Below are 24052 nucleotides of genomic sequence, written 5' to 3'. Positions count from 1 at the left end.
AGGCTCCGGGGAGCGGGATGCGCTGCCTCGGAGCCTTTCTTTGTTGAGGTGTCTGGCTGGTTTGGTGCTGCTTAGCGTCAGGGACTAAGCAGCGTTATGCGATACCAAACACCACCCAACCAGCTTGCGCTAGTTGGATTGCGTGCCGGGACTCGGGGTGTGGCCGCCGGATTCCGAGCTGGAAGCCGGGGCCTTGCCGGTCAGGGTGATGGTGCTGCCCTTGTCGACCTGCTGGCCAGGCCCGGGGCTCATCGAGGAGACCGTGGAATCGCTGGTGCTGGAGCCGACGACATTGACCTGGAAGCCGGCGGCCTCCAGAAGCGCGCGGGCCTCGCCAATCGTCATGCTGCTGTCGATGTTGGGCACCTGCACCTGCTCCTTGCCGCGCGAGATGTAGAGGGTGACGGACGAGCGCTGACCGACCGACGAGCCGGCGCCCGGGTCCGTGCGTGTGACCGTGTCTCTTGGCGCATCCGCGTATTCCGACTCGACGACGACGGAAAGCCCGCTGTCGCTGAGCGTCTTGACGGCCTGGTCCTTCGGCTGGCCGGTGACGTCGGGCACCTTGGTCATGCCGGACGAGACGTAGAGCATCAGCGTGGTGCCCTTGTCGGTGGCTGAACCGGCGGGCGGATCGGTGCGCGTGACATGGTCCTTGGCCACATCAGGGCTGTCCTCGGTCTGCGTGCTTGGCGATACCTTGAACCCTGCGTCCTCAAGGATGTCTTTGGCCTGGGCCTGCGTCTTGCCCTTCACGTTGGGCACCTGCTTGGCCTCGGGCCCCGCGGAGAACCAGACGATCACCGTCGAGCCCTTGACGGCCTTCGCGCCGCCCTTCGGCGTCTGGCGCGTGAACGTGCCCTTCGGTTCGCTGGAATTGGTGTCTTTCTCCACCTTCATCTTCAGGCCCACGTCGGTGAGCTTCTCGCGCGCGCGAGCCTCCGTGGTGGACGACGTGAAGGTCGGCACGGTGACGGTCTGCGGCTTGCGCATGTGCGTGATGCCGAAGACGATGCCCGCGATCGCGAGGATGGCGACGATGCCGCCGACCACCGAGGCGATGATGATTTTCTTCTTCTTGCGCTTCTTTTCCTCGGCCGCGCGCTCGGTACGGGTCTTGAGCGCCGTGCCCGCACCCTGCTCGGCCTGCTGGTAGGTGCCGGTCAGCGGGTCGAAGGCCTGCGTCGCCGTCGTTTCGATGGGGTTCATGGCCTCTGTGGCGGCGGTCTGCTCGGCCTCCTTGCGCTCCTTCATGTTGGCGAGGTCGGTGAGCGGGTTGAACGCCGCCGCGACGGGGATGCCGCCGTTCATGAAGGTGAGGATGTCGTTGCGGAACTCGGCCGCCGTGGCGTAACGGTTCTGGCGGTCCTTGGCCATCGCCTTGCCGCAGATCTGGTCCCACATCTTGGGCAGGCCCGGCACGATGGTGCTCGGCGGGGTCGCCACCTCGGAGACGTGCTGGTAGGCGATCGCCACGGCGGAGTCGCCGGTGAAGGGCGCGCGGCCGGTGAGCATCTCATAGAGCACGCAGCCGGCGGAATAGAGGTCGCTGCGCATGTCGACGGTCTCGCCGCGGGCCTGCTCCGGGGAGAGGTATTGCGCGGTGCCGACCACGCCCTGAGACTGGGTCATGGTGGCCACGGAATCGTCGAGCGCGCGGGCGATGCCGAAGTCCATCACCTTGACGATGCCCTGCTCGCTGATCATGATGTTGCCGGGCTTGATGTCGCGGTGGATGATGCCCATGCGGTGCGAATAGTCAAGCGCGTTCAGGACGCCGAGCATCACCTGTTCGGTGTCGCGCTGGCTCAGGGGGCCGTTGGCCTTGATGATGTCGCGCAGGGTCTGGCCCTTGACGTACTCCATCACCAGGTAGGGCACGCGCTCGGTGCTGCCGTCGTCGTTGGTGATGACCTCCTCGCCGGAATCGTAGATGTTGACGATGTTGACGTTGTTCATCTGCGCGACTGAGTGGGCCTCGCGGCGGAAGCGGCGCAGGAAGATCTCGTCGTTGGCGAGGTCGGAGCGCATGATCTTGACGGCGACCACACGGCCGAGACGCGTGTCTTGCGCGACATGCACCTCCGCCATGCCGCCTCTGCCGATTAACTGGCCAAGCTGATAGCGGCCGTTTGCAAGTGCCGCTGGCATATTGGTGCTCATTGCTGCTCCTCCTGGTTCTCTTCTGAAGTCTTGCGGGCCGGGGTCTCGCCGGTCGTGGGTTCGGGTTCGGGTTTGCTGGACGGTTTGCTGAGTTCGGGTGCGATGCTCGCGGGCTCTGCGCTTGCGGGTTCGCCGTTTGCGGGCTTGATGCGCTCGGGCTCGGTCGGCGGCTTGTCGGACGGTTTCTTGTCTGCCGTATCGGACGTATCGCTGGCCACGCCGGTCGCGTCGTCGCTGGAACCTGCGCCTGGCGGGGTCGCCGCGTCATCGCTCGCCGGTGTGGGCGAGAGGTCGATATCCTTGATATCCTTCAGCGTCTCAGAAAGCGTGAGCATCGCGGCCTTCGCCGCCGGCGTGTATTCGCTGTCACCGGGCTCGTTTGACATGTCCGGCTCTCCGGGATTGTCCGACGTCTCAGCGGCGTCCTGGGCCTTGTGCTTGGGAGCGTCGTGATTGTCGGTATTCGGTGAATCGTCAGGAATCGCGTGCCTCGCGTGCTTTGGCTTCACCATATCGGCGTCGGCCTGCTCGTCGTCTGCTTTGCTGTCTGCCTCGTCGCCATCCAAATCAATATCGGTATCGCCGAAAATGCCCTGGCTGCTGACATCATCGGACGTGACGAAAGCGGACGAGACCGGCGCGGGTGCCGGAGGCTCGCTGACATCGTGCCGTGGAAGGCGTGAGGCATTCTTGCCGTCGGCCTTATCGGCGTTGTTCGCCTCGGAGGATGAGCTGACCGTGCGTGGCCCCTCGGTTTTCCGGGGCTTTTCGTCGTTTTCGGCATTGCTGTCGTCATCTGGCTCGCTGGTGATATCGTCGTCAGACTTGTCATTGCTGGTTCCGCTTGTCACGCTGCGAGGGGCGTTGCCAACCTGTTCTTCGGCGGCCGCTGGAGTATCCTCGGCATCTTCCGCATTTTCAGCATCCTCAGCGTCCGGCGTATTTTCAACGTCCCGCTTGGCGTCGGCGTTTTTAACCTCCTCGGCGTTCACGACGTTTGCCGCATCCCGCGCATCCTGCGCGTTCCCAAAGTCCTCAGCCGCCACGGCACCATCCGGCTTTTCCGAATTCCCGGTGCTCGCCGCGACCCTGCGCTTGCCAGTGCTCTCAGAGGATGCGTTCTCAGACGGTGGGTTCTCAGCCTCAGGAAACGCTGAACCCAGCGACGAGGCCCTGCCACCCGCCACCGCGCCGTCGAGCGTATAGGGCGCACTGACCACACGGCGAGCGATGCGTCCGTCGCGGGAGACGATGGTGGCGTCGTTCAACGCGGCCTGCTGGTCCATGAGCCGGCGTTCGATGCGTGAAAGTGTGCGGGAGACCACGAGCGCGTCCTTCGGACGGTCGCGCGGATCCTTGGAGAGCATCGACATGACGAACTGGTTGAGCTGCACATCCACCGTGTCGGGCAGCGGCGGCACCGCGTCGTTGACGTGCGCGGCGGCGATGTCGACGGGCGTGGCGCCGGTGAACGGGCGATGGCCGCAAAGCCCCTCGTAGGCCACGACGCCCAGCGAATAGATGTCGGACTGCGGCGTGGCCTGCTTGCCCTGCGCCTGCTCCGGCGAGATATATTGCGCGGTGCCGACCACCATGCCGTCCTGCGTGATTTGCGCCTGGTTGGTGGAATAGGAGACGCCGAAATCGGTGATCTTCACCTCGCCGTCCTCGGAGACCATGATATTGGCCGGTTTCACATCGCGGTGGATGACCCCGTGCGAATGCGCCACGTAGAGCCCACGCGCCACCTGCACCAGGATTGGCAGCAGCTCGAGCGGGTCCATCGCGCCCTTCTTGCGGTAGAGGTCGGCCAGCGAATCGCTCGGCACGTACTCCATGATGAGGAATCCGATGCCGTCATGCTCGTAATAATCGAAGAGCGCGGCGATGTTGGGGTGCGCGAGATTGGCGGAATTGTGGGCCTCCATACGCAGACGGCGCAGCTTCGCCTCGACGTCCTTCACGTCCCCGCGCAACGCCTTGATGGCCACGACCTTGTTGAGCTGGATGTCGTAGCCCTTCCAAACCTCACCCATGCCGCCCTGCGCGAGGCGACGGTCGAGCCGGTACCGGCTATGAATCAATTGGCCTTCAACGAGCTTCATTTGCCCAGTGCCTCCTCCATCATCGCTTTCATGATCGGACCCGCGGCGTAGCTGCCGAGCACGTCCGTGTGGTGCACCACCACCGCCACGGCGATCTTCGGGTCGTCCGCGGGCGCGTAGCCGATCACCCAGCCGTCGATGCTCGCGTTGCTGATGCCGATCTGCGCGGTGCCGGTTTTGGCGGCCACCTGCGTGCCGTTGATGGCCAGGTTCGCGTTCTCCTTGGTGACCACGGCCTTCATCATCTGGTTGAGCTTGCTCGCCGAATCCTTGCTCATCGCCTGGCTCATCACGCTCGGCGTGGTCTTCGAGATCACCGTCAGGTCGCTGGAACGCACGCGGTCGACCAGGGTCGGCTTCATCAGCGTGCCGTTGTTGGCGATGGCGGCGGCGATCATGGCGTTCTGCAACGGGGTCTCCTGCGTGTCACCCTGGCCGATGGAGGCCAGCGCGAGCTTGTCGGGCGTGGCCTCGGTGGGGAACTTCGACGACATCGCCTGCATGGGGTTGCCCGTGCTTTCGGAACCGTCGATGTTCACTGGCGAGCCGAAGCCGAACTTCTTGGCTTGCTCGTCGATAGTCTTGTCGCCCAGCGAGACGCCCAGTTGCGCGAAGGCGGTGTTGGACGAATAGGCCAGCGCGTCTTCGAAGGATATCTTGCCGTCCACGCCGTTGGCGCTGCCCTCCACGTTGGTCAGCTGTGTGGCCGTGTTGGGCAACGTATAGCTTGCGCCGGCGGGAATCTGCGTGTCGGGCTGGTAGTTGCCGCTCTCGAGCGCGGCGGCGGCCACGACGGTCTTGAACGTGGACCCGGGCGGGTAGAGCTGCGAGACGGTGCGGTTGAGCATCGGGTTGGAATCCTCGCTGGTGAGCTGGGAGTAGGTCTGGTTGACCTGCTTGGTGTCGTGGCCGGCGAGGGTCGAGGGGTCGTAGCTCGGCGTGGAGACCATGGCCAGGATGCGGCCGGTCTTGGGCTCGATGGCCACGGCCGCCGCGTCATGGCTGGCCAGCTGCTCGTAGGTGACCGCCTGCAGCTTCGGATCGATGGAGGTCTCGATGGAGGCGCCCTTGTTCTCGCTGCCGTTGAACAGCGACTTGAACTTCTGCCAGGCCAGCTCGTTGGATTCGCCGGTCAGCAGCTTGTTGCGCGAGGCCTCGATGCCGCGATCGGCGCGCTGGCTAATCGAGAAGTAGCCGGTCACGGGCGCGTAGAGCCTGCCGTCGGCGTAGGAACGCTGGTATTCGAAGGGGTCGTTGACGGGCTCGGACTTGGCGAGCACGGTGCCGTCGGAGGCGAGGATGGAACCGCGTGGGGCGCCCACCTCGTGGTAGAGGCCGCGCTCGTTGAGCGGGTTGGCGTTGAGCACGTTGGCGCGGATGGCCGTGATGATGGTGCTCGAAAGGCCCAAGACGGTGAAGAGGACGACCACGGCCGTGAACAGTTGACGAAGGTATTTGTTCATCGTGCGCCTCCCTCTGATGCGTTGGTGTTGTTGGCGTTTCCGGCGTTACCGGTTTTGCCTGTCTTGCCCGCGTTCAGGATGCTGTTGAAGTCCAGGTCGTCGGGGACGCTCAACGGACTGGACAGGCTGAACGGGTTGAATGGGCTTGACGGGCTGGTTGCGTTGGTTTCGCTCATCGGCTCGTTCGTGTTGGCCGGTGTCGCCGGATTCGCTGAATCGGTGACGTTTGTCGGGTTCGCCAGATTCATCAGATTATCAGACGGATTGTTCACCGTGTTGGCGGTATCGCCAGTATTACCTGCAAAATCATCAACCGAATGCTCAATAATATTAGTATTATTGGCCGGATTACCGGGATTCGCGGCGCTCGCAGCCAGCGCCTCCGAAGAGGAACTCGAGGCGGTGCGTGGCACGGCCGGCGCCGATGACCTGGGCGAAGGCGTCTCCGGGAACGTGGAGGTGCTCGATTCAACGGGATCGTCGTCGAAGGCCTCGGATTCCGCTGATCTTCTGGCGTTCTGATCGTCGTCGAAACGATTCGGATCGAGATTCGCGGCGCTGTGGCGGCCACGGGAGACGCGACGTTCTTGGTCTTGGTCAGCGCCGGCGTCCGAATCGTCGCCGGGAACCTCACGAGGCGCGCGGGAGGCATGGGCGGCCGCGGCGGCCTCGCGGTGCCGGCTGGCTTCGCGGTTGTTGATGGCGACCATGGCCTTGAACTGCATGGTGCTGGAAAGCTCGTCGTCCGGCTCTGGCTTGTTGGCCGAGTTCGAGATGACGATGAGCAGCGCCGCGAGGATATAGTTGGCCACGAGCGACGAGCCGCCGGCCGCCATATACGGCATCGTCAGGCCCGTCATGGGGATGACCAGCGTGATGCCGCCGACCACGGTGAAGACCTGGAAGGCCATCGTGAAGGCGAGGCCCGAGGCGAGCAGCTTGCCGAAGCCGTCCTTGATCTTCATGGCCGTGATGAGGCCCGAGGTGACGATGATGAGGTAGAGCCCGAGGATCGCCAGAAGGCCCGCGAGACCAAGCTCCTCGCCGAGCGAGGCGTAGATGAAGTCCGAGTTGGCCAGCGGCGTGATGGCGGGGTGGCCCTGGCCGATGCCCGTGCCCAAAAGGCCGCCCGAGGCGAGGCCGAAGAGGCCGGTGACCAGCTGGTAGGAGCTGCCGGTGGTGCGGTTGTAGACGCGCGGATCGAAGGGATGCAGCCAGCCGTCGACGCGGTAGCCCACGTGGGCGAAGACCTTCACCGACACCACCGCGGCCAGCGCGAAGGCGATCCCGCCGATGATCAGCCAGCTGCCGCGGCCCGTCGCCACATATAGCATCGAGACGAACATGGCGAAGAACATCAGCGAGGTGCCCAGGTCGTGCTGCACCACCAAGACGCCGATCGAGGCGAACCAGACGATGATGATGGGGCCGAGGTCCTTGATGCGGGGCAGCTGCAGGCCGAGGATCTTCTTGCCACCGACCGCGAGCTGGTCGCGATGGTCGAAGAGGTAGGCCGCGAAGAAGAAGGCGAGGAAGAGCTTGGCGAACTCGCCGGGCTGCAGGGTGTGCGAGCCGACGCCGACCCAGATGCGCGCGCCGCCGATCTCCTGGCCGATGCCCGGGATCATGGGGGAGAGCAGGAGCGCCAGGCCGATGACCATGCTCACGTAGGAGAAGCGGCGCAGCACGCGGTAGTCGCGCAGGGCGACGATGAGGATGCAGGTGAGTACCAGCGCCACGCACACCCAGATCAGCTGGCGGAAGGCCACCGTGGTGTGCTTGGCGTAGTCGATGCGCGCGATCATCATCGTGCCGATGGCCGTCAGCAACAGGACGCACGGCAGGATGGCCTGGCTGGCGTAAGGCTGGAATTTAAGTAATAGCGCCCAAAGGACGATGAATAGCGCGACCACGATGGTGAGCACCACCGCTAAATTCGCCGGTATGCCGCTATAGACGCGTTCGAACATCTGGAAAAACGCGATGCCGGAGAGCACGATCGAAAACAGCAGCAGGGAGAATTGGCGAAGACGCTTGGCGATCATTTGCTCGCCGCCTTCGGGTCGGCGCCGATGGTCGGGGTGTTGGAAGCGTTGGAAGAGCTAGGGCTGCTTGGGTTCGACGGGTTCGATTGGTTCGATTGGCTCGAGGCCGCATCCTTCGACGTCGTCTTGCTGGCGCCGGAATCGCCTTTCGACGAGTCCGCCCAAGGCAACGGGGTGCTGCTGCCCTTGGTGCTCTTGAGGTTCTTGGCCTCCTTGCGAATCATGGCGACGTGGCTGTGCGCGTCGGAAAGCGAGTTGACGGCGATGCCCTGGTCAAGCGCCTCGTCCCAGGATTGCGGCAGCTGGGAGACCCTGATATTGGTGGTCTCGATCTCATGCGAGAGCTGCGCGCCGAAGAGGTTGGTGTTGACGCCCTGGTAGATCGCGACCTTGCCCTGGCTCTTGCCGAGGTAATACTTGGTCTGGCTCCAGCGATACGCGCCCACGCCCGCGCCGAGCATGGCCAATGCCGCGACGATGATGGCGATGATGATGGCCAGGCGCCAATGGAAGTGGCGCTTGCGGGTCAGCTGCTTCTCGCGCTGGCGCTCCTTGCGGATCACGCGCGCGACCTCGGGATCGTTGGGATCGGCGGAAAGACGGCCGTCCTTCTTCTTGACCACCGGGATCTCGCCGGTGTCCATGCTGGCCTTGGTGTCGTTCTCGTCGCGGGCTGCGGCGGGCTTGGCCACATGGATGACCTGGGTGATCACACCGGGGTTGTCGGTTTCGTCTGTTGCGTCGGCTGTACCGGTTGTGTTGCGTTCGCCTGTTGCGCCGCCGGAACGGGAGGAAGAGGATGACGGGCTGGCGGAGCTATTGCCGGTTCCGGTTTCGTCGCCATCGGCCGCCGAGGCTTCGGGGCTGTCCGCATCTGCGGCCGAGCCGCCTGAGCTGGCGCTTGAAGTGGAGCCGGAACCGCCGCCGTGACCGTGACTATGACCGTGTGAAAGCGCGGCCGCGCGGGCCGCCGGGGACTGCCTGCCGAGCCGTAGCGCGGGGGCCGAGGCGACCGGCACCTTGACGATGTCGGCGATGGCCTCGAGGTTCGAGCTCGCCGCGCCGCCGATCAGCGGGGTCTGGTGGGGGATGTCGAAGCCCGTGGCGCTCAGCGCGAGAATGGCGTCGGCCACCACGGCGGTGACGTTGTCGGTGCTGCCGGCCTTGAGCGACATGGCTACCAGGCGTTGTGCGCACTCTTCGGAATCGGACACCGTGGCGAGCACGTCCTCGATGGTGGAGTCCTCGAGCACGCCGCACAGGCCGTCCGAGCAGAGCAGCCAGCGGTCGGTCGGCTCGGCCTTGATCACCGCGATGTCGGGGTGCGGGTCGATGTCGAAATCGCCGAGCACACGCATCACCACGTTGCGTTGCGGGTGGTTGCGGGCCTCGGCCTCGGTGATGCGGCCGGTGTCGATGAGGTGCTGGACGTAGCTGTGGTCCTGGGTCATGCGGCGCAGCTTGCCGTCGCGCAGCAGGTAGGCGCGCGAGTCGCCGATATGGGTGACCACCCAGTGACCCGAGACCAGCGAGACCGCGGTGACCGTGGTTCCCATGCCCGCCAGCCTGCGCTCGCGCTTGGCCTTGCCCACGATGGCATCGTGCGCGGCCATGACGCTGGTTTCCATCATCGAGGCAATCGAGGCCACGTCGGCGCTCGGGTCGTTCTGCTCGATGTGGGCCAGGGAGCGGATGGCGATGGTGGAGGCGGTGTCGCCGCCCGCGTGGCCGCCCATGCCGTCGCAGATGGCGATGAGGCGCTCGCCGGCGAAGGACGAATCCTGGTTGTTGCTGCGCACCGTGCCGACGTCGGAGACCGTTGTGGAATAGAGGTAGAGCGGCTGCGGTTCGTTGGTGTTGCGTTCGTTGGTGTTGTTGCTGCCGTTGCCGTTCCGGCTGTTGCTGCTGTCGTTGCTGCTGCCGCTGTCATCGGAAGGGGAGACGGGCTCGGCGGGGCTTGCGGTGCCTTGAGATTGAGCGGAGTCGGTTGCGGAGCCGGATTCGTTGGAGTTGCTGGAGGCGGCAGAATCGCTAAAGTTGCTGGGTTCGCTTTGTTGGCTCGCCAAATCAGCTGCGCCAGGTTGGACGTTTTGCGTGATTTGTGCGGTTTGCCTGCTCGGGTTGATCTGCAAAGGCTGGGTTTTCGCGGTCTGCGATGCCTTGCGCCGCTTCACATTTGAGGCGGGCATATATGAGGCCGGCATAGCGGCGGGGGCAGCGTCGCCGCCTGTGGCGACGGCTGTGGAGTTGGCGCCGGAAGCGCGGGGGATGTCGGCGGTTACGGGAGCGACGGGGGTGCCGGAGGCATGGGAATCGCTGGGAATGCCGGAGGCGTTGGCGTCGCCGGAGGTGCTTGGAGAGTTGGTATGCAAAATATCGGAATCGTTGGAAATGTCTGAAATATCGGAATTTTCGGAAGCGCTGGAAGCCGTGGAAACGCTGTGACGCGAGGCTCCCGGGCGATGTGCGGGTGCGATGGAAGGTGGTGTTGCCGCGTTGCCTGCGACCGGCTGGCTAACGGACTGGCTGTTTTCGCCGGCGTTGCCCCCAGCGTTCGGCGACGGGGCGAAGTTAATGTTCGAGGCCTCGAAAGCGGAGGCGTTTTCGGATTCGGATTGCGTGATTTTTGAGGTTTCCTTCATACGCATCACCTCAACTCGAACGTCGTGGCGCCGATGCGGACCGGCACCCTGGCCGGGAGGATGACCGGGGCGGTGATGCGGCGGTGGTTGACGATGGTGCCGTTGGTGCTGTTGAGGTCCTCGATGGCCCACGAGCCCGAAGTGGGATCCTCGTAGACGCGTGCGTGCTGGGAGGAGACGAATTCGTCGTCAAGCACCACGGTGTTCGACGACGAGCGGCCAAGGGTAATCGTGCCGTTGCCCAGCGGCACCGAGGAGCCGGCCAGCGGGCCGTCGATGATCGTCAGCAGCGTCGGCTGGACGTTGCCCAATTGGGGGCCGCCCATTTGCGAATTGCCGCCACGGCGCCTGCCGCCTGTGGAGACGGGTGCGTTGGCCATCGCCGGCGCGGGCTCGGCTTGGGCGGCGCGGCGCGCTCGACGGGCGTTCTTGCGGTGCGCGCGGGACTTGTGCGGACTCAGCGTCTCGACGTCCTGGCGCAGCGAACGCACCACGAGCCACACGAAGACCCACAGCAGGGCGAGAAACCCGTACTTAAGAATCGCAAATGTAAGTTCGGTTATCATACGATTTGTCGGCTTTCGCGAGAGCCGTTACTCCTGATCCTGCGACGATGCCCAGTACAGGATGCGGGTGCGACCGATGGTGATCGTGTTGCCGTCGAGCAGCGTGGCGGCGGGGACCTGGTGCCCCTCCACGTACGTGCCGTTGGTGGAACCGAGATCGCGTGCGATGGTGCCGTTCGGGGTGATGTCGATTTCGAGGTGGTTGCGCGAGATGCCCGGATCGTCGATGACGATGTCGCAGCCGGAGCCGCGGCCGACGATGGTCTTCTCTTTGGTCAGCAGGTATTGGTTGCCGTTGATCTCGAGCATCGGGCAATCCTGCGACTGCTCGTCGGTGGTCACCGGTACCGCATTGCCCTGCACCGACTCGCTGGTGAGCTTGAAATTGCCCTTGCTCAGGCTCAGGTCTTCCTCGAAGATCACGACGACGGGGCCCACGAACGCGTAATGCTGGCTCTTCGCGTACTGCGTGAGGTTGTCGGCAAGCTCGTTGGCCAGCGTCTCGCTGCCCCACTGCTCGATGCGATCGAAGTCGGGGGTGCTCAGCTTGAACCGGTATTCGTTGGGAGCGACCGTGCGATCGCGGCCCACCGGCATGGCCTCCGAGTCGATCTCGCGCTCGAGGGCGCTGGAGAGGTCGACCGGCTGCAGGTCTTTTGAGCCGAACTTCGAGAAGACACCGTTCACGGCCCCCTCGACGCTCTTTTCAAAACGGTCGAAAACGCTCATAGTAGCCCCTTTCTTATCGTTCCCTATCCTACGCGGCAGAGTGAACCCGGATGAAAATCGGCATAAATCCGCGCAATTTCTTCATTGGAGGGGCGGATAGCCGAAAACCCGCACACCCAAACGGGGGTATTTAAAACGGGAATGGCCTGATTCCAACGTTCTTGTTTTAAATGGGTGGGTTTGGGTGTGTGGGCTATCGGTGGGGCGCTCGCACTTTAGCGCCGATACGAAACCGGGTTTGCCGGAATTTTAACGATTTTGGTTTCGTATATGGTCTAAAGTGTGAGCGCTATTCCTGAAGATAATAGACAGAATCGTCCTTGGGGGACTGATTCATGTGGAATGAGAGGAAGTTGAGGTAGGGCCTGCTGGTGGAGGCCGGCGCCTCGCCCGGGTTCGCGTCGGGCACGAACGATGGTCCTAGTGACGAGCCGTTGCCCTGGTACCATCCTGCGGTGTCGGCGTTGCGGAAGACGTACATCATCGAGGTCGGCCAGCCGGTCAGCTCGTTGGTGGCGGCGTTTCGGCAGGCGTCGCGGCCGGAGCCTTGGGAGCAGGTCAGCTCGCTGTCCGGGCCGCTGAAGTAGAGGTATGGCGCGCCGGGTTTTTGGGTGCGCGAGTCCTTGGACCAATCGCTGCTATCGCCGTCAAGGCGCAGCTGGCTGGAGTCCTTGCCGATGAAGGGGTCGGAGGCACCGCCAGTCAACAGTCCGGTTTTGCTCAGCTGCACGCACTTGCCCGCGTTGGTGCAATATGTACCGGCAATCGGCGTGAAGTCGCCCTTTTGCGCGGCTGCGGTGATCTGATCGGGTGTCGCGTTTTTGGAAGGTTTGGCCGTCTTGGCCGAATCGCTCTCCTTGCCGTCCTTTGAAAACGTGAACTCCGGCAACGAATCCCAATCGAGCTGCGGGTCCTCCACCAAGTAGTAGGCGGTCTCGTCGCTGGGGGCGGGCTTCACGGGCTCGAGGGCGCTTTCCGCTGCGCCATAGGATGGCAGGAAGGGATTAGGCGTGTCCATCGACGTGATGTCAAGACTGGTCTTGTCGTAGAGCTTCTTGTCGCGCTTGACGAAGAACGGCCGGGTGGTGTTCGGGGGCGTCTGGCCCTTTGCCTTGGTCACCTCGGCTTTGTCGAAGTAACCGGAATCCATCACCTTCGACACATCTGAGCCGACTGGGAAATACACGTATAGTGGGCCCATGTCGTAGTGCGCTCCGGAGAGCTGGTCGGCGGTGGCTGGATCGTATTGATCCGGTATTTGCCCGTTTACGCAGGCGCTTCCGGCGTCGCCTTCGACGAACGTGTCCTTGCCACAGGTGAAACCGGTCGAGTACTCGTAGGGCGCCAGCTCAAACGCGCCCGAACCCTGCTGGTACAAGGCTTTGGTGGGGCTGGAGCTGTCGAGGTCGGAGCAATAGGGCTGCTGTATCGCGCCGCAGAAGAGGAGATGGTGCTCGAATTTGTTCTTTGACGAGGTGATTGGGGATTCGGAGCTCACGACTCCGGGTTTGTCACCCGCCGAGGGGTCGTGGGTGAAGTCGATGCAGTCGCCTGATTCGCTGCAATACCGGCCTTCGACGGGTGCGGCCGCGCCCACCACGGCGGTGCCGGACGGGTCGACGCCGTTGTCTTCGGGGTAGACGGCTTTCTGGCTCACCGCGTCGTGGAAGCCGTTGGCGTCGATGCCGTAGTAGAGGGTGAGCTTGCCTCCGTCGGCCTCGGTGCCGGGCTTGGGGTTGGAGTCGACGATCTTGCCAAGCAGCTTCTTGCTGGAGAAGCGCGGCTTCATGGTCACGGTGAAGCCGGCGGTTTCGTATTGTTGCTGGGCTTGGTCTTTGGGGGTGCCGACGACATCGTAGCCCACGCCGTTGGCGCCATCGCTGCCGCCGGTGTGCTCGGCGACGCCGACCTGGATGCCCTGCTGGTTGTCGGTGACGGGTTGGCCATCGGCGGGGGAGGTGGCGACGACGGTGCCCTCCTTGATGCTGTCGGTGGCGACGATCACCTTGCGGTAGTGCACGGCCACGTTCATGCTCTCAAGGGTCTGGTTGATCTTTTGCACGGGCTGGCCTTGGGTGCCGCTGGGCACGCCCGGGCCGCGCGAGGCGATGATGGTGATGCTGTCGCGCCTGCTGTGCTGCTGGCCCGCCTTGACGCCGCTATAGTCGACGAAGCTGCCTTTCGGCTGGCCGGAGAACGCCTCTTCGGTGGTCGTCTTGAAGCCTTGGTCATGCAGGGAGCGTTCCACGTCCTTGGCCGAGAAAGTGCGGGATTTCTTGGATTTGGTCAGGCCGAGCTCACTGGGCGCGGGGACTGGTTTGCTGCCCCACAGGCCGGCCTGGTAGGTGCTGAAGGTGGCGCCCGAGATGACGACGATAACCGCGACCACGGCCGCGATGAGGATGATCCAGAACTTCTTGGTGCGCTTGGAGCGTTGCGCGGCTTGCGCGGGGTTGTTGGGGTCGACGGCGAAGTCCGCGAGGCCGTCGAGGCCGGGATTGGAATCGTTGGCGTGACTGGCGTTTGGGTTCGGGTTTGCGTTCGAATATGCGATGGTGTCGGCTAGCGCGTCTTGACTGGCCGAGCCGGCATTTGGTGTCGTTGCGCTCTCTTTTCGCGGCAATGCTGGATTCGCTGGGGAGGTCGGAGAGGCCGGAGCGGAGGCTGTGGTTTCCCTCTCGGGCAGAGGTATGTTGGCGGTTGGCGTTGAGGCGGGCGTTGGTGTTTGCGTAGGTGCCGGGGACTGAGCCGAAGCTTGGCCGGTTTGCGCGTCCGAGTTGTTTTGTTGGGGGCTGACGTCTGCCCCGCAGCCGGTGCAGAATCGTGTGCCGTCATCGAGCTTCTTGCCGCAGTTGGTGCAAAACCTCATTGTTCCGTACTTTCTTCCTCGAGCTTCTCTTTAGATGTAATGATATATCGCTTTTGGTTAGCCGACAATCATGGTGTATGGGATTCGGACGCACACCCAAACGGGGGTATTTAAAAAGAGATTGGCTTGATTGCAACGTTCTTGTTTTAAATGGGTGGGTTTGGGTGTGCGGACTATCAGTAGGGCGCTCGCACTTTAGGGTGGATACTAAACCGGTTTCGCTGGGATTGCAACGATTCTGGTTTTGTATATGGGCTTAAGTGTGAGCGTTGTCCTCATGGGTTGCGGATAGACTGACCGTATGAACATGCCGCTGATTGACGAGAACCATTACGCCGACGCGATGCGCGAGACCGTGTTGCCCGCGCTCGCCAAGTGCCGCGTCGAGGGGTGGATGGCGCCGGCGGGCGTAGATGATGAGGATTTGGCTGATGGTGGTTCGGCCAACGGGGGCAACGGCGCTTCCGCGGGCGGGGCTGGTGGCCGCCATCGCGATCTGGACAGCCGCAACGACCTCGATGACGCCGGTGACAACAGCAGTGGCTCCTATCATCCCTCACCCAGCAATCTCTTCGACATTTCGGCGCTCCCGGCCCCGCCCGCGCCCGGCAAGCTGCACTATGTCTGCTTCGACGCCCACAAGTTCGACGAGCTCAACATCGACGGGGCGAGCGCCAAGTTCCGTGGCGCGATTGTCTTCTCGCACGGTTTCACCGAGTTCGCCGAAAAGCACGCCGAGATGACGTGGTATTTCCTGCTCGCGGGTTATTCGGTCTGTATTCTCGAGCACCGCGGCCACGGCTATTCCGTGCGCGACGTCGCCAACCCCTCGTTGGTCTGGATTGATGATTGGCGGCGGTATGTCGCGGATTTGGCCAAGTTCGCGCAGGGTATTGGGCGGATCTACGCCGACGGGCAGCCCCTTTATCTTTACGCCCATTCGATGGGCGGCGGCATCGGCGCGGCCGCGCTCGAATGCTTCCCCACGCTCTTCGACCGGGCCGTGCTTTCTTCGCCGATGATCGAGCCGGTCACCGGCATGCCCAACGCCATCGCCGGCCCCGCCACGGCCTTGGCCAGCGCGATTGGGCTCTCGCGTCACTGCGCGCCCGGGCAGGTGGAGTTCTCGCCGACCATGAAACTCAAGGGGTACAACGGCGCCGAGCAGAGCCGCGTGCAGTGGTATTTCGCCCTGCGCAAGGCCAACACACATTACCAGACCAACGCCGCCACTTTCGGCTGGGTGCATCAGGCGCTCAAGATGTCGAAGGCCGCGCTCGACCGTGGGGCATGCGCCCGCATCGAGACGCCGATTCTGCTCTTCCAGGCCGGCCGCGACACCTGGGTGCACAATTCGGCCCAGAACCGTTTCGTGGAGCGGGTGCGCGTGGAGAGCGGCGATGTGGTCTTGGAGCGCGTCGAACCCGCCGTCCACGAGATTTTCAGCATGCCCAACGCCATCCTCGGTCCCTACGTCGACCGCATCATCGATTTCTATGGCGAGACCATCGACGAAATGGTCGCCGACGAGGAATAAGGCGGTTGTGCCAGGCCCATTCTCTCCCGGCCCAAGCTATCTCAGCTAATTCCCGCCATATTTGGGCCTCTCGCGTCATCGCAGCGGTGCAAAAATAGTGGGAATTTTGCGTTGCGCCATATTTGTGCCGTTTACGTTTTCTTAGTGGCCCTTTTATGGCTGAATTTCTGAGTATCGCCATATTCGAGCCACTTGTTTGCTGTCAGCGGCTTATGTATGGCGCAAACCTGGCTCGTTGTCAGTCAGGCATTGGTTTGGCCAATGGTTGCGTAATGAATGCACTGGCATGAGATGACGAACAAATGACATCAGCCGGAAATAATGGCTGCGTAAAAATGGAATCGAGCTGTGACGCGGGTGCGTATGGCATACGATAAAGGTGGCAAAACACTGGGTCGAGCTCGTGTCCGCATGGAATACCATGGAGGCACGTCGAGCTCGCGCGTCGGCAGCACCGAAGGCGCGGAGGAGACCAGGCGACCAACCGCACGACAGTTAGGGGACAATGATGACTTACGATTTCACGTCGATTATGGACAGGCACGGCAAGGACGCCGTCGCGGTGGACGGGCTCGGCAGCCAGCCCGGGTTCGCGCCGGATCCGCCGAAGGACGGTTTCGACGTCATTCCGATGTGGATCGCGGACATGAACTTCGCCACCGTCCCGACGATCACCGACGCCATCATCGAGCGCGCCAAGCACCCCGCGTTCGGCTATTTCCGCGCCACCGACGAGTATTTCAACTCCATCATAGACTGGCAGAAGACGCGCAACGGCGTCGAGGGGCTCACCAAGGAAGACATCGGCTACGAGAACGGCGTGCTCGGCGGCCTGATCTCGGCCCTCTCGTGCTTCGCGGCGCCTGGTGATTCCGTGCTCGTGCATCAACCGACTTACGTGGGCTTCACCGAGTCCATCGAGGCCAACGGATTCCATATCGTCCACACGCCGCTCAAGCGCGACGAGGAGGGCGTCTGGCGCATGGACTTCGACGATATGGACAGGAAACTCAAGGAGAACAACATCCACGTCGCCGTCTTCTGCAGCCCGCACAACCCTTGCGGCCGCGTGTGGGAGCGCTGGGAGATCGAGAAGGCGATGGAGGTCTACCGCGCCAACGATTGCGTCGTGATCTCCGACGAGATCTGGTCTGACCTGATCCTCGAGGGCTACAAGCACATCCCGACCCAGTCGGTCAGCGAGGATGCGCGCAACCGCACCATCGCGCTCTATGCGCCCAGCAAGACCTTCAACCTCGCCGGCCTCATCGGCTCGTACCACATCATCTACAGCAAGTACCTGCGCGACCGCGTCGTGGCGAAGAGCTCGAAGGTGGTCTACAACGAGATGAACGTGCTCTCCATGCACGCGCTCATCGGTGCCTACAAACCCGAGGGCCACGAATGGCTCGACGAGCTGCGCCACGTGCTCACCGGCAACGTGGATTACGCCTCCGACTACATCCGCTCGCATTTCAAAGGCGTCGAGTTCGCCAAGCCGCAGGGCACCTACATGCTCTTCCTCGATTGCACCGGCTGGTGCGAGGAGCATGGCGTGACGCTTGACGAACTGCTCAAGCGCGCGTGGAACGTCGGCGTCGCCGTGCAGGACGGCCGCCAGTTCAAGGCTCCGTGCGCCATCCGCATGAACCTCGCCCTTCCGCTCTCCCGCGTTCAGGAGGCGATGAAGCGCCTCAGCGAATACGTGTTTGTGGAGTGATTGATTTAGGCTTGGCCCTGATACGACAAAGCCGCCAATTCATTGGTTTCTTTGGTGTGAAGTTTAATGAATTGGCGGTTATTCTTATGTGAGAATTTGGGGCAGTTACGCGTCAGCATGCCTTGCGGATAAAACTTGGCCCACCGCATTTTAGGATTACCGAATACCTCGAAAAGTACCGAATAACTAGCCTTGGGTGGGCGCTGTTACTTTTAGTTTAACAGATTATGCAAAAGTGACAAGCTGCGACTTTCCGCATATTTAGTGATGTCAGAGAAGTTTAGACACTAAATGGCAACGGGACGGGCCATGTTGTCGTTTCTGTTGCAAAACATAGATGTCCCGCAGGAGAACGTACGTTTTGGGACTAATTTCTGTACGTTTTCCAGCGGGACACCTTATATATAGGTATATAAGCCCGAGCTTGGCCTGCTTAACTTATTTATCAGCTTCGGCGGCGGCCTTTTCGGCGGCTTCCTTCTTGTGGATCTGGAAGGCGAGCTCAGCGACGTGGACGCCGTTGGTCACGAATTCGTGCACGCGGCAGGGGCAGTCGTTCTCGCGGCCAACGCTGGCGATGTAGCCGTTGATGTAGTCGACCTCGGTCTTGCGGCCGGCGACCATGTCCTGGTACATCGACGGATAGTGCAGCGGCATGACGACCTTGCTGGAGTTCTCGACCTCGTGGATGGCCTCGGCGCGGGTCTGAATCGGCTGAATGCCGCCGCGTTCCAGCGCGTCGTAAGCCTCGTTGACCAGCTGCGTGGTCATGTCCATCGCACCGGGGTAGGAGATGAACTGGCCCATGCGAATCTGATACATCGTGCACAGCGAATTGACCACGGAATTGAAGATGATCTTCGCCAGGCAAGTGCCCTGCAGGTCGTTTGAGATTATCGGGTTGAAGTGGGCCTTCTCGAAGTCGGCGGCCAGCTCCTTCTCCACCGGCGTCACCTCGCCGCTCATTGAGCAGATATGCATGCTTCCGCTGCCCAGTTCGCCTTGGAAATCGACCTCGCCGGGCGCGATGAAGGAGCTGCCCTGCATGGCGGTGCCGCCGTAGACGCGCTCCTCGGGGAAGTACTTGAGAATCTTTTCGAAATGGCCCCAGCCGTTCATCGCGCTGAAGACGTTCTGGTGGTCCTTGAAGAGCCCGGCGTCCGCGCAACGGGTGAGATAGTTCTGCAGGTCCATCTGCTTGACCATGATGATCCACATGTCGGGGTCGCCGCCCTTGGCCGCGTATTCCTCGGGCGTATAGACGTTGACCTTCTCCAGGTGACGGTTCTTGTAATCGCGGGAAACGTAGACGCCGCCCTGCTCCTTGATGGCTTTCAGGTTCGGCTCCCAGATATCGATGTAGTCGACGTCGCGGCCCACCAGATTGTGGAAGAGCACCCCGTACCTGAAGCCCATGGATCCTGCGCCGATAATTCCGTATTTCATAATCATTCTTTCCCGTGTTGCAATTTTGTCGTCTCCATGCCTTTTGGGCTCGGCTGGGTGTCGCGCGATCTTGTGGACCGGAATGCGATACCGAGACTATAAGGACTAAGCCGCAAAGCTGGGAACACGCGATAAATGGCCAAATAGTGGATGATTTTCTAATTTTGTGACACAAAAAAGTCCCCGCCGATGAATTTTGGGCGGGGATTGGTGAATGATTGATGTATAGGAAGCCTTAGTGCAGCAAGCGTGCGTCCGCTACGGGAGACGACCTTCTTGGCTTACTTAGCAGCCTCGGCAGCGGCTTTCTCGGCGGCTTCCTTCTTGTGGATCTGGAAGGCGAGCTCGGCGACGTGCACGCCGTTGGCGAGGAACTCCTGGACGCGGCAGGGGCAGTCGTTCTCGCGGCCGACCTTGGCGATGTAGCCGTTGATGTAGTCCACCTCGGTTTTGCGGCCCTTCGACATGTCCTGGTACATCGACGGGTAGTGCAGCGGGTTGGCGACGCGGCTGACGTAATCGATTTCCTTGATGGCCTCGGCGCGGTTCTGGATGGGCTGGAAGCCGGAGCGTTCGAGCGCGTCGTACGCCTCGTTGATCAGCTGCGTGGCCATGCTCTTGTAGCCGGGGTAGGAGACGAACTGGCCCATGGTGATCTGGTACATCGTGCAGATCGAGTTGATCACCGAGTTGAAAATGACCTTGGCCATGCAGGTGCCGCGGAAATTCTGCGTGACCTGCGGGTTGAAGCCGGTTTTGTCGAGGTCGGCGACGAATTCCTTCTCGACCGGCGTGACTTCCTCGGTCATCGCGCAGATGTGCATCGTGCCGGCGCCCGGCTTGCCGATGAAATCGACGTCGCCCGGGCCGTTGAAGGCGCTCGCGACCATCGCCGTGCCACCGTAAATGCGGTCTTTCGGGAAGTACTTGAGGATTTTTTCGAAGTGGCCCCAGCCGTTCATCGCGCTGAAGACGACCTGATGGTCCTTGAAGAGGCCCGCGTCGGCGCAGCGCTTGAGATAGTTGTCAAGATCCATCTGCTTGACCATGATGATCCACAGGTCGGGGTCGCCGCCTTTGGCCGCGTATTCTTCCGGCGAGTAAATGTCGGCCTTGACGAGATGACGGCCTTCATGGTCGCGGGAAACGTAGACGCCGCCCTGCTCCTTGACCTTCTCGAGGTTCGGCTCCCAAATCTCGATATAGTCCAACGGCTGGTGTGCCAACTCCTGCAGCAGCACGCCGTACCTGAATCCCATGGCGCCTGCGCCGATGATACCGTATCTCATGATTTGGTTCCTTCCGTTCTTGACCCTTGTGGGTGTCGGCGTCGCCGCAAAATCTTGTGGACAACATCGTGCGGCTCGACCGATAGTTGGCAGTATGCGTTGTGGGAGAAGGGTTGCGCGTGGTGATTCCGTATTGTGGACGATTAAACAGATATTTGGACATAATCTGTCTAAAAAATAATAAAGTACGTCGGATATGAATAAATCGGGGCGAATGTGCGCATTGTTGGCGCTTGGTCGTTGTTCGTGGGCTTTTGATTGTTGGGTTGGATTGGGTTGGGTTCGGGGCGTTGAACGTTGTCGCTTGTCTCGTGGTTTGTGGGATTGGCGGACTGCCCGATGCGTGATTGAGGGGTCTCGGCAGTTGGGTGTGACGCGGCCGGTCGATTGCAGATGGCATATAATTGGCGGAAATTGAGCGAAAAGCTGATGTGAGAATTAATCAGGGGGAGCGGTATGAAGATCACGGTGTATTGCGGGGCTGCGAAAGGGAACGAGCCGAAGTGGGCGGCCGCGGCGGAGCAGCTAGGCAAGTGGATTGCCGGCGGCGGCAACGAGCTGGTCTATGGCGGTGGTGGCGTCGGGCTGATGGGCGTCGTGGCGCAGGCTGTGCTCGACGGCGGCGGCAAGGTGCATGGCATCATGCCGCAGATGCTCATCGACCGTGGCGCCGCGGCCGAGGGGCTGACGACCATGGAGGTCGTGGACGACATGGACGAGCGCAAGCGCCGCATGATGGATCTGGGCGACGTGCTCGTCGCCTTCCCCGGCGGCCCCGGCACGCTCGAGGAGATCGCGGAGGCCTTCTCGTGGGCGCGCATCGGGCTCAACAACAAGCCCTGCGTCCTCTTCGACCTCGACGGCTATTGGCGTCCACTTGCGCAGACCTTCGACAACATGGTGGCCGCGGGCTTCCTCACCGCCGTCGACCGCGACAAGCTGCTCGTCACCGATTCGGTCGACGAGATCACCAATTTCGTCTCCACCTACACGCCCCCGAAGATCCGCACCTTCCCCGACGCTCGCAAGTGAGCGGTGGCCGAATATAGGATTTACAGCCGTGGTTCGGCCTATACCCTTATGTCCCGAACTGTCAAGTTTTAGTTTGCTTGCAGGGAGGGTGCGGAAACACGAAGACCTTCGAAGCGTTGAATTCTCAGCGTTTCGAAGGTCTTGTTGATGGTGCGAGTAGGGGGAGTTGAACCCCCACGAGCAGTTGCTCACTGCCACCTGAAGACAGCGCGTCTACCATTCCGCCATACTCGCAGACAAATAGTAAGGTTACTGCTCAGTGCCGACGAGCGCAAGGGGCTGCGCGCAATGCGTGTTGTGTCACCCAGTGGGATGGTTATGGGGCAGCAATTCGCGTCGGTAAGCAGAAAAGGCGCTGGTAACTTTGCTTACTGACGCGGGATAGGGACGTGGTGCGTCGGTAAGCAGAAAACGGTGCCCGAAAGTCTGCTTGGCGATGCGGCGTGGGTGTCTGGCGCGTCAGTAAGCAAGAGATACCGTCTGAGAGTCTGCTTGGTGACGCAGCGTGGGGAGTGGACGCGTCGGGCGTGGGCTTACTTTGACCACTGGAAGTTGCCGGAGCCAGCGCCGATTTCGAAGTTGCGCTTGGCACAGCCTACGCCGACGTGGGCGAAGAGGCCCGGGGTGGCGCGGACAATGACGGTGGGTAGTGGCTTTGTGCTGCCGGTTGCCGAGCTGGTTGCGGCGTGGGCGGAGTCGGTCGTGCTGGTTGTGGCGCGGGTGGAGTGGGTCAAGCTGGTTGTGGTGCGGGTCGAGCCGGTGGTGCTGATTGCGCTGGTCGGATCGGTCGGACTGGCCGAGTCGGTCGAGCTGGTCGGACTGGTCGAACCAGTTGCGTCGCTTGAGATTGCGGAATTGTTTGAGCTTTCTCCATCGGCCAGCGTTCTCGAACCATCTGCGGTGTTCGCGTCTTGTGCTGTGCGGTCGTTCGTATTCTCCAGCTCGAAGACGAACGGCTGCTGGCTCAGCGACGTCGGGGCGAGCGAAGCGGCGGCGATACCACGCTGGAACCAGTTGGGAGCGTCCTCGAGGGTCGCGTTTGGGCCGAGGCTGGCGGGCAGTGAACACAGTGATTCCAAGGGTTTGCTGTGGTGTTTGGCACCGGCCCGCGCGGGGTGGCCGAACGCGAGAATCCATACCAGGCGCTCGCCGGGTTCCAGCTGCCACCAGCCGTCTTCGGCGTCATCGAGCACGGCCCATGAGGTTGCCAGGCCGAGCTGGACGATCCGCAACGCGAGCTGTTCGCCGTAATAGCCTACTTTTTCTTCGGTTTCGGCTTCGTCGGCAGGTACGGGGTCGGCGGGTGCGGGAGCATTCGATTGAGGAACGGGCAGAGAAGTGGTCTGAGCGATTGGGGCGGTATCGTCCCTATTACTATTGTCATTTTTGCTGCTGCTTCGCAGTGCGTCTGTGTCGTCACCGTTTGACGTACGTGCGGAAGGCTTGATATCACAAGGTTCCGGCGTCTTTTTCTTCTTCGGTCGAAGGTCGTAAGGCTTGTCGACGTGTGCGACGAGCGCGATGGCGTTGTGGACGCCGGTGAAATGGCCATAGTGCGTTTTGTATCCGCAGAAGGCGTCGTCGAGGCCGGAAGCCATTTGGATGTGCAGTCCCGAGGTATCGTTGCAGGCCTTGATTTCCGAAGCAAGCGTGTCGAGAACTTCGGGGCTGACCGCCTCGTCGGTATACATTCTCACGGAATGGCGCTCCGTCATCGCCTCGTTCAGATTCATTTTGCACCTCTGCCTGTCATCGCTGAACGATTCCATGATACCGATTGGCCGTGGGATTGGCGCGGCTCGAGGGCTCGTAACGAGACGGAACGTGACGAACGACACATCTGGGCGTGACAAAAGGACGATTATAGGCCCGGGATTGTGGGGCCGGAGGCTTGCGGCGATGATAATGAATGTTTTTCTGCATATTGTTATGGGAATGCGTGAAACCGTTCGCTGGCGGCACCCAAATGAGCGTTTTCGCGCATATTGGGGCGCGGATGCTAGAAACCGTTCATTTATGAGCCACCTGTGAACGGTTTCACGCACATCGCTAAGCCGATGCCGAAAACCGGTCACTTAAATGCTCCCAATAAACGGTCTTCAGCATAAACCGAACCAGATGCGCGAAACCAGTCAGTTATATGGTCCAACCACCCGTTTCGTCGCTGAGCTGGTGGTGTGCTGTTACGAAACGGCGTCTGAGTGGTGCAGAAGCCGTCCTGCCACAGAGGACTGAGGTGCTGGGTGCTGGCGCGGGGATGTTTCTTCATCAGGATGGTATGCAGCTGTTGCGGGACGGTATCTGGGGGACTGTTGTGTGCCGTTTCGTGGCGGGATTGGTGGTGTGCTGTTAACAGACGGTATCTGGATGGTAGCCAGAGGCTGTTTCGTAACAGGGGTGGTATGGAGCTGTTACGAGACGGTATCTGGGCGTCCGTTGTGTGCCG

The 24052-nt window shown here is 61.8% G+C and carries 11 protein-coding genes, 1 tRNA gene and 3 pseudogenes; 3 read left to right on the top strand and 12 right to left on the bottom strand.

Translation table 11 applies throughout. The features are described from left to right. Positions 1-129 precede the first annotated feature (129 nt). The 8 genes and pseudogenes from pknB to OZY47_RS08345 form a co-directional block, all read right to left on the bottom strand. Positions 130-2163, bottom strand: coding sequence for a Stk1 family PASTA domain-containing Ser/Thr kinase (gene pknB, locus OZY47_RS08380; protein WP_277177912.1), 2034 nt, complete (start codon positions 2161-2163; stop codon positions 130-132). A gap of 1205 nt (positions 2164-3368) precedes the next feature. Then, positions 3369-4268, bottom strand: a pseudogene (locus tag OZY47_RS08375) (serine/threonine-protein kinase); the annotation flags it as partial. After that, positions 4265-5731: a penicillin-binding transpeptidase domain-containing protein gene (locus OZY47_RS08370; protein WP_277177911.1), complete on the bottom strand. Its 1467-nt coding sequence runs from the start codon at positions 5729-5731 to the stop codon at positions 4265-4267. The gene OZY47_RS08370 and the pseudogene OZY47_RS08375, both read right to left, overlap by 4 nt. Positions 5732-6417: 686 nt before the next feature. Further along, positions 6418-7776: pseudogene (locus OZY47_RS08365) on the bottom strand (FtsW/RodA/SpoVE family cell cycle protein); the annotation flags it as partial. 950 nt (positions 7777-8726) lie between these two features. Continuing rightward, positions 8727-9575, bottom strand: a pseudogene (locus tag OZY47_RS08360) (protein phosphatase 2C domain-containing protein); the annotation flags it as partial. Positions 9576-10423: 848 nt separating this feature from the next. Then, positions 10424-10984 carry an FHA domain-containing protein gene (locus OZY47_RS08355; protein ID WP_277177910.1) on the bottom strand — a complete coding sequence of 187 codons (561 nt, stop codon included), beginning with the start codon at positions 10982-10984 and terminating at the stop codon, positions 10424-10426. Positions 10985-11011: 27 nt separating this feature from the next. After that, the gene (locus OZY47_RS08350) at positions 11012-11713 is read right to left on the bottom strand and encodes a DUF3662 and FHA domain-containing protein (RefSeq protein WP_277177909.1); all 702 of its coding nucleotides are present in this window, start codon (positions 11711-11713) and stop codon (positions 11012-11014) included. A 289-nt stretch (positions 11714-12002) separates the two neighbouring features. Then, positions 12003-14582: a PASTA domain-containing protein gene (locus OZY47_RS08345; protein WP_277177908.1), complete on the bottom strand. Its 2580-nt coding sequence runs from the start codon at positions 14580-14582 to the stop codon at positions 12003-12005. A gap of 301 nt (positions 14583-14883) precedes the next feature. Here OZY47_RS08345 and OZY47_RS08340 point away from each other — a divergent pair, with 301 nt between their 5' ends. Together OZY47_RS08340 and OZY47_RS08335 are read left to right on the top strand one after the other, a co-directional pair. Then, positions 14884-16119 carry an alpha/beta hydrolase gene (locus OZY47_RS08340; RefSeq protein ID WP_277177907.1) on the top strand — a complete coding sequence of 412 codons (1236 nt, stop codon included), beginning with the start codon at positions 14884-14886 and terminating at the stop codon, positions 16117-16119. A gap of 508 nt (positions 16120-16627) precedes the next feature. Next, positions 16628-17839 carry an aminotransferase class I/II-fold pyridoxal phosphate-dependent enzyme gene (locus OZY47_RS08335; RefSeq protein WP_277179252.1) on the top strand — a complete coding sequence of 404 codons (1212 nt, stop codon included), beginning with the start codon at positions 16628-16630 and terminating at the stop codon, positions 17837-17839. Between the two features lie 438 nt (positions 17840-18277). Here OZY47_RS08335 and OZY47_RS08330 read toward each other — a convergent pair whose 3' ends face one another. Together OZY47_RS08330 and OZY47_RS08325 are read right to left on the bottom strand one after the other, a co-directional pair. Then, positions 18278-19285, bottom strand: coding sequence for a 2-dehydropantoate 2-reductase (locus OZY47_RS08330; protein ID WP_277177906.1), 1008 nt, complete (start codon positions 19283-19285; stop codon positions 18278-18280). A gap of 281 nt (positions 19286-19566) precedes the next feature. Then, positions 19567-20574: a ketopantoate reductase family protein gene (locus tag OZY47_RS08325; protein ID WP_277177905.1), complete on the bottom strand. Its 1008-nt coding sequence runs from the start codon at positions 20572-20574 to the stop codon at positions 19567-19569. A gap of 456 nt (positions 20575-21030) precedes the next feature. Here OZY47_RS08325 and OZY47_RS08320 point away from each other — a divergent pair, with 456 nt between their 5' ends. After that, a complete protein-coding gene (locus OZY47_RS08320; protein WP_277177904.1) occupies positions 21031-21606 on the top strand; it encodes a TIGR00730 family Rossman fold protein in 576 nt (191 codons plus the stop codon). Between the two features lie 148 nt (positions 21607-21754). Here OZY47_RS08320 and OZY47_RS08315 read toward each other — a convergent pair. Then, a tRNA-Leu gene (locus OZY47_RS08315) sits at positions 21755-21840 on the bottom strand. 299 nt (positions 21841-22139) lie between these two features. Then, positions 22140-23339 carry a nitroreductase family protein gene (locus OZY47_RS08310; protein WP_277177903.1) on the bottom strand — a complete coding sequence of 400 codons (1200 nt, stop codon included), beginning with the start codon at positions 23337-23339 and terminating at the stop codon, positions 22140-22142. Positions 23340-24052 lie beyond the last annotated feature (713 nt).

This window comes from Bifidobacterium sp. ESL0790, assembly GCF_029395435.1.
In the GTDB taxonomy this organism is placed as follows: Bacteria; Actinomycetota; Actinomycetes; order Actinomycetales; family Bifidobacteriaceae; genus Bifidobacterium.
This window is presented reverse-complemented; position numbering and strand designations above follow the sequence as displayed.

Excerpts from the sequence above, each read along its gene's own strand:
- OZY47_RS08345 (WP_277177908.1), bottom strand. The coding sequence starts at position 14,582 with ATGAGGTTTTGCACCAACTGCGGCAAGAAGCTCGATGACGGCACACGA.
- OZY47_RS08340 (WP_277177907.1), top strand. The coding sequence starts at position 14,884 with ATGAACATGCCGCTGATTGACGAGAACCATTACGCCGACGCGATGCGC.
- OZY47_RS08370 (WP_277177911.1), bottom strand. The coding sequence starts at position 5,731 with ATGAACAAATACCTTCGTCAACTGTTCACGGCCGTGGTCGTCCTCTTC.
- OZY47_RS08325 (WP_277177905.1), bottom strand. The coding sequence starts at position 20,574 with ATGAGATACGGTATCATCGGCGCAGGCGCCATGGGATTCAGGTACGGC.
- OZY47_RS08350 (WP_277177909.1), bottom strand. The coding sequence starts at position 11,713 with ATGAGCGTTTTCGACCGTTTTGAAAAGAGCGTCGAGGGGGCCGTGAAC.
- OZY47_RS08355 (WP_277177910.1), bottom strand. The coding sequence starts at position 10,984 with ATGATAACCGAACTTACATTTGCGATTCTTAAGTACGGGTTTCTCGCC.
- pknB (WP_277177912.1), bottom strand. The coding sequence starts at position 2,163 with ATGAGCACCAATATGCCAGCGGCACTTGCAAACGGCCGCTATCAGCTT.
- OZY47_RS08320 (WP_277177904.1), top strand. The coding sequence starts at position 21,031 with ATGAAGATCACGGTGTATTGCGGGGCTGCGAAAGGGAACGAGCCGAAG.
- OZY47_RS08310 (WP_277177903.1), bottom strand. The coding sequence starts at position 23,339 with ATGAATCTGAACGAGGCGATGACGGAGCGCCATTCCGTGAGAATGTAT.
- OZY47_RS08330 (WP_277177906.1), bottom strand. The coding sequence starts at position 19,285 with ATGAAATACGGAATTATCGGCGCAGGATCCATGGGCTTCAGGTACGGG.
- OZY47_RS08335 (WP_277179252.1), top strand. The coding sequence starts at position 16,628 with ATGACTTACGATTTCACGTCGATTATGGACAGGCACGGCAAGGACGCC.